The 6470-nt window shown below is 44.4% G+C and carries 4 protein-coding genes; 1 reads left to right on the top strand and 3 read right to left on the bottom strand.

Translation table 11 applies throughout. The features are described from left to right. Positions 1-50: 50 nt before the first annotated feature. Positions 51-3071, bottom strand: coding sequence for a zinc-dependent metalloprotease (locus V7K21_RS07645; RefSeq protein WP_335173000.1), 3021 nt, complete (start codon positions 3069-3071; stop codon positions 51-53). A 532-nt stretch (positions 3072-3603) separates the two neighbouring features. Between V7K21_RS07645 and V7K21_RS07650 the strand changes: the two genes are divergently transcribed. Then, on the top strand, positions 3604-5370 hold the full coding sequence (locus V7K21_RS07650) for a pentapeptide repeat-containing protein (protein ID WP_335173002.1): 1767 nt from the start codon (positions 3604-3606) through the stop codon (positions 5368-5370). Positions 5371-5775: 405 nt separating this feature from the next. Here V7K21_RS07650 and V7K21_RS07655 read toward each other — a convergent pair whose 3' ends face one another. Together V7K21_RS07655 and V7K21_RS07660 are read right to left on the bottom strand one after the other, a co-directional pair. Further along, entirely contained in the window at positions 5776-6195 is a 420-nt protein-coding gene (locus V7K21_RS07655; RefSeq protein ID WP_335173003.1) for a GNAT family N-acetyltransferase, read from the bottom strand. A 33-nt stretch (positions 6196-6228) separates the two neighbouring features. Continuing rightward, complete coding sequence (locus V7K21_RS07660; protein ID WP_335173005.1) at positions 6229-6432, bottom strand: OsmC family protein; 204 nt, start codon at positions 6430-6432, stop codon at positions 6229-6231. Positions 6433-6470: the final 38 nt, after the last annotated feature.

Raw genomic sequence — 6470 nt, forward strand, 5'->3', positions numbered from 1 at the left:
GAAGAAGAGGAGTTAAGAATTTTACTATTAACTTCTAACTCCTAACTTTTTTAATTACCTTGCAACGGCGCATTCAAGACTTTCTCAATGCGATCGCGCGTTTCTAGTAAATGCGCTTTGGTGTATTCATCCTCGGAATTAACTCCCTTGAGTTTATTATCAAGCTGTTTGAGTTTATACCAAGCTAGAGTCCGAGCATCTTCTGGAACAGATTCTTTTCGCAACACCATACCAGTCAAAATATCCAGATATTGCCGCTGCAAGCCTCGCCGTAAACTAGAAATCTTCATCGGTTTACCTTTTGGTTTGATTACTTCTGTCCAGATACCTGATTGCAAAGTGTCAAATAGTTCTGGCAGAGTTAGTGCATTTTCTGGCTTCGTTTTGAGTTCAATATCCTTGAGGCGAGAGAGGCGATCGCCTGAGAGTAAATCTCGCAACACAGAACCCTGAATGAGTTGCACCAAGTCATGAATTGGAAAATCTAAACGACCAACTTGGGGAGAAGCACCCCAATGTCGCCAACGCGAAGGTGCTAATTTATTCAGTAGTTCTGGTGAAAAACTCAGGGCATCTTCTGCAAACACGTACTTTTGTAGCGTTTCTAAAGCCTGCCGTTGTTCTTCAACTGGTATTGGTTCAAATGGTAATCGGTGTTGGCTAACTCCAGAGGGGATTTCGCTAGGGTGAATGCGATAGAAAGACTGTCCCCCGATATATTTTGTCGTGTAAAATATTTGCTGGAAATAGTTACCCAATATTGTGCTAAAACGTTCGCTCACATCGCTGTAACTATCACCAGCCATTGGATAACGCTGATCGAGACGTTCCCACATCACCCGCGAATTATTCAACTGCCACTGAGAATAAAGCAGTACATTGCTGCTGTTATCCCAAGCATCGGCAGTTGGGTCAAGGTCATACACATCTTCATCTGTGGAATAACTCAACTCTGGCTTGTAGGATTGTGCAGCAATTTGCTCCAAAATTGGCTTTTCTGCTATGGGAGTTGATGTTTGAATTGGTATGTAGCCGTACTTAATTGCCCATTCATCATAAGGCCCCACCATGCTGGGAAAATAATCTCCCTGTTTTGTACCCTGAGGAGCAATATTTGGGGGAATGTAGTCCATTACGGAACTTGTCAGACCTTTAGTTTTGGTTATTTCCGTATTATTCATCTCCTGTGGTGCTAGCAGGGTACTACCACGGAAGTTATGGCGTAAACCAAGAGTATGTCCAACTTCGTGAGCGATGATTAAACGTAAATATTGATTGATATATTCTTTCACCTGGTCTGGAGTGGCCGTGGTATCTGGCAGTAGTGACATTGCCAGTGAACCAAAGGCAAACTGGTTAGCAGCTTCCATCCCATAGCATAAATCGTATTCGCCTGCCATTTTCGATAAACTACTCAACAATCCTTGTTGCCCTTGCATCTGCTGAGGGACGCCATTGTTTTTGGCATCTAAACCATTGGCGCAAAGTAGACGATTTTGCATCAAAGCTGATAGAGTAGTCTGATTTTGTGTCTGGCTAGGTTGGACGATTTTGCGATACTCATTCTTGAGTACCCGCACAAAGCTGGCATCTACGAGAATGTCTGCATCCAAAATTTCCCCAGTCAATGGGTTAACGCGGGATGGCCCCATTGCAAAATAACCATCAACTGTGTTAATCCAGCGAATCGTGTTGTAACGAATATCTGCTGGGTCCCATGTGGCATCATCGGGCATTTGGCGGACTTCAATTGCATCTTTGAATCCCGCCTTGAGAAAGGCTTTGTTCCACATCAGGACGCCTTCTTTCATCGCATCGCGGTACTCTAAAGGCACAGCGTTATCAATCCAGAAGACAATCGGTTTTTTGGGGCGAGAAATTACTGCTTTTGGGTCTTGTTTTTCTAAGTCCCAGCGATTGATGTAACGGACAAAAGAATCGCCTTGATCATCTTTGGATAAATCTTGGTAGGCGGTGATAAAATAGCCGATGCGATCGTCAGCAAGGCGCGGTCGATAATCTTTATCAGGTAGTAGGGAGAGACTATAGTGAACGCGCAGGGTAAAGCCACGGCTGTCAGGTAGTGACGCAAAGTTTGGTACTTCACTCTCGTGGCCAGGGCCACCAGAGAAATTCAAAACTGACTCTATTTCTAAGTTTTGGGGAAAAGCTTTAGCAGTACCAAAATAGGACTGGTCTGTGGTAGCTGGGACTCCTAAACTTGCAGATAATCCACCTAAGTCTGTCAGTAATAAATCGCCCAAGTCGATGAGAAGAGTTTTGCGTTGTGGATGAATGCTTTTAATGGAAACGGTGTAAAGAACAGAGTCACTAAACGATCGCACCAACGATCGCACTTGAGGATCTCCTTCACGAGTGCGAAAATTGACATTGCGAATCACAAAGTTTAATTTATCATCCACCCGTTGGAAATAAAACAAAAAATCTTGCAAAGGCATACCGCTGTAAATACCCCGTTCGCCAATCCCTGATTCCAGGGTTGCTGTAGCTAGGTAATTTTTATTGAGTTGCTCTGGCTTAATTTCTAAATAAATTTTATTCTTTTCTTTATTGCGATAAAGGGTAAACAGTCCCCCTGACTTTTGGGTGCCTTTGATTACTTCAGCAAACGCCTCTAAATCATCCTTTGCTGGTGGTTTGGCACTAGGATTAGGCTTTGAATTCGGTTTGTTTGGGGGTTTTGCAACTTGCAAAAATGGTTGCTGTGCTGCTTTGTTAAGGTCTTTTACTACCCAAATAAACGGTTGAGGCTGTACATGTTTATTTTGATTAATTACCCAAACTTGCCCTGACGGTAGCCTCTGTTTCTGGGAAATATTGATATTTTTTGACGATAAAGCTGAGATTTCAGTTGAAGAAGTTTCTGTGGTTAACTGACTATTAGATTTCTCTTCACCTCTGCCTGTAACGACGGCTTCTAAAACCCGCACAGTCTTATGGGTGGCTGACAATTCTGTATCAACATTCACAGATGGTGACTTGGCGCTAGCCGTTACTATTCCTAAAAACAAACCATGTAACAAAATCATATAGAAGGTTAATCTGTTCATCGCATCAATCCCCCGATAACTATACCGTAGTTAATTTTTAACTTTTGCAAAGCTATGTAGCCAGCTTTTTACCGATTCTCTCAGTTGCTTTATATCAAGCAGTAAACTTTAGACTTCAATTTTAGTTGTAATTTTTCAGCTTTGTTACACTGTTATACTGGAGGATTTTTCCTAACAATTGCATCTCTCACAAACAGGAAGTATTATTTTTACATCACACTAGTAAATATTGGAGAAAAAAATCTAACAGATTAACCAAATTTGGGAAATTACTTGATTTTTGAAATAATTTTTCCGATGATCCTTTATTTGCATCAGGAGAAGAAGCTTGAGGTTACTTCGGGTTAGCGATAAACCGCCCTCCAGGAACGCCGTCAGTGTAGCCCATCGTAGATATCGCCAACGCATGATATTTTTCGTGTAGTATTTATTGATACTATTAATTTTTGGCAATGAAAAGCAAACTAGTACAGAAAAATTTTTAATTCAGGATTATCAAAACAGTAATTAAAATGTAACAACGGACACAGAAATGTCAACATATTTATCTCAAGTCTGGCAACTGCTGAGAAACTATGTGAGGGATATAAGTTCACAAGAGATGCCAAAGACCACATCTGTGGAAACCGAAGCAGTTTTACCTTTAGGAAAAAGCATTAAAGCAGACAAAAGCGTTAAATTTGCTCAAGATAATTTGCAGTCAGATTTATACTTTCAAAGATTGCAAGAAAGCTTAAAAAAATGGACAATATCAAAGAGCGGTTTGACTTCTAAGATAGGTGATCAGACATCGGGCACGCTACCATCAGAGTTCTGTTTGAGAGTAGGCGATCGCCAGATGCATGAAGAGATTTATGATTTACTGGGCAATGGAGCGCTGAAACCAGAAACAGTCAACGAACTCATGGAATTACTGGTGACAGGTAAAAAAATTCGCCTAGAACTACTTTTCTGGCGGCTAGAAGATTTTTATCGTCGCTGGTGTCAGGGAGAATTTATCGATGGGACACTAGATGATAACCTGCCTCAGAAAACAAGATTAAAGTTGGCGGCACAAAATATTGCTCTTGGGCTGAGACAGGTAGATATATATACAGGGCTGAACGTACTAATTTTACTGTTAGAGTTACATCGCTACGCCAAAGAGCGAGATGAACTCAAACAAAAAATCACCTTCTATCCATCTACTCAACCAGACACAGACAATTTTTTCACATCCCAACTGCTGCGGATCATTAACTATAGCGATGCCCTGGAAATTGGTAATTTTAGCAGTATAGTTGGGCAATTCCTCAAAGGCGGCAACTTTCGGAATGCTTACCTGGGCGATGCTAACCTCACTGGGGCAGACTTTAGGGGTGCTGACCTCAGCCATGCTTACCTGGGCGATGCCAACTTAACTGGGGTGAACTTCAGCGGTGCCAACCTTAGCGGTGCTAACCTCGGTGATGCTAATCTCAGCAGTGCCAACCTCACTGGTGCTAACCTCAGTGGTGCCGACCTCAGCAGCACCAACCTCAGCGGTGCTAACCTTAGCTGTGCCAACCTTAGCCGCGCCGACCTTAACCGCGCTGACCTCAGCAGTACCAATCTCAGCCGCGCCGACCTCAGCCACGCCGACCTCAACCGCGCCGACCTCAGCAGCACCAACCTCAGCCATGCTGACCTCAGCAACGCCATCCTTTTTGGTGCGAATCTAAGTGAAGCTAATCTTAGCAGCACCAACCTTAACCATGCCGACCTCTGTCGCGCCGACCTCAGTGGTGCTGATTTGAGTCACGCCATCCTCAACGGTACTAACCTAAGTGACACAATTCTTTTCAGTACCAACCTCAGCAACGCCATCCTTGTTGCCGCAGACCTTAGCTACGCTAAACTTAACGGTGCCAAGCTTAACAACGCCAAACTCAACGGTGCAATGTTCTTAGGCGCAGACCTCAGCGGTGTAGACCTGAGTCGGGTAACTCTCAACGACGCCGACCTTAGTGGGGTGATTCTCAGCGACGCCGACCTCAGTGGTGCCGACCTCACCGACGCTATCCTTTTCGGCACAGACTTCAGCTATGCCAACCTTAACAGTGCTAACCTCAGTGGCAGTAACCTCAGTGGTGCTATCCTCAACGGCGCGGATCTCAGCCACAGTAACCTCAGTTATGCCATTCTCGGCGGTGCTGACCTCAGCGACGCCAATATGGAAAAAATGACCTGGGGTAAAAAGCAGCAGTGGGAAGATGTGCGGGGATTACAGACAGCAGTTAATGTGCCGGAGGCCTTGAAAGAAGAACTGGGATTGAATTGAGATGAGGGGAAAGGCAAAACCCAAGCTTTGAACACCACCTTCGGAGTTCCGAACACCAACTTTCGATTTATTAACACCACCTTCGGAGTTCCGAACACCAATTTCCGAGTTCCGAACACCAACTTTCGAGTTATTAACACCACCTTCGGAGTTCCGAACACCAATTTCCGAGTTCCGAACACCAACTTCCGAGTTCCGAACACCACCTTCGGAGTTCCGAACACCATCTATGGATATCTCAGCTTGAATGATGAACTCAGAAATAGCAAATGTCTAATTATTAGCACGATGCGATCGCCTTTTCTCTTCCTCTATGTCGCGCCAGTTGCTTCAAGTCGGGGAACCCGCCCAACGCACTGGCTTCTCTGCGCCTCGACAGTAGCCTGCGGCACCGCTGCGCGTCGTTCAAAGCAGCTTTCGCCAGTAGGTTGCAGACTCTTCATAGCCCAATGCCTTGTAGAAGTTCCCTGCCCGACGTGTAGCCAATGCCACAAGCTTGGCACCTCGATCAGTAGCCCAACCTTCAAAGCTTTGCATCAGTGATCTGCCAATTCCCATTTTTCGGTAGTCTGCGTCAACCATAATTTCCTCTACCCAAGCCACCCGCCCATTTGCATAGAACGTGTAATGGTCAAAGCCAAGAATATAACCCATAATATCTTTGTCTACCTCAGCTACAGCGAGGTAACCTGACGGCGAAGACAATAGTTCTGAAAATGCGACACGAAAAGCCTTCGGGTCAACGACGAAAGATGTCGCCAAGGTTTTGGCTAGAACCAGTAACGCTTCAGCATCTCTTGCTTGTGCCATACGGATAATCGTCATTTTCAAGCCAGCCCTAGCTTCTTGTTCAATAATTCAGTTAAGTTGTGTGCCAGCCTCAAATGATGGTTCACAACGTACAGGGAAGTTCATTGAGTTGGCAATAAAACACAGGTGATGCGCTTTTTCATGCAACTGTTTGGCGATCGCTGGATCTTTACAGTCTTTCACTGTTACAACTGGCTTACAGCAGTTTTCAGGTAAATAGACCACAGTGATTGAACCAACCGAAAGTATCATCCTCGGTAATATAATTTACAACTTCAGCCATTGCTTGA

Origin of the sequence: Nostoc sp., from assembly GCF_036919595.1 — a bacterium.
Taxonomy (GTDB): Bacteria; Cyanobacteriota; Cyanobacteriia; order Cyanobacteriales; family Nostocaceae; genus Nostoc.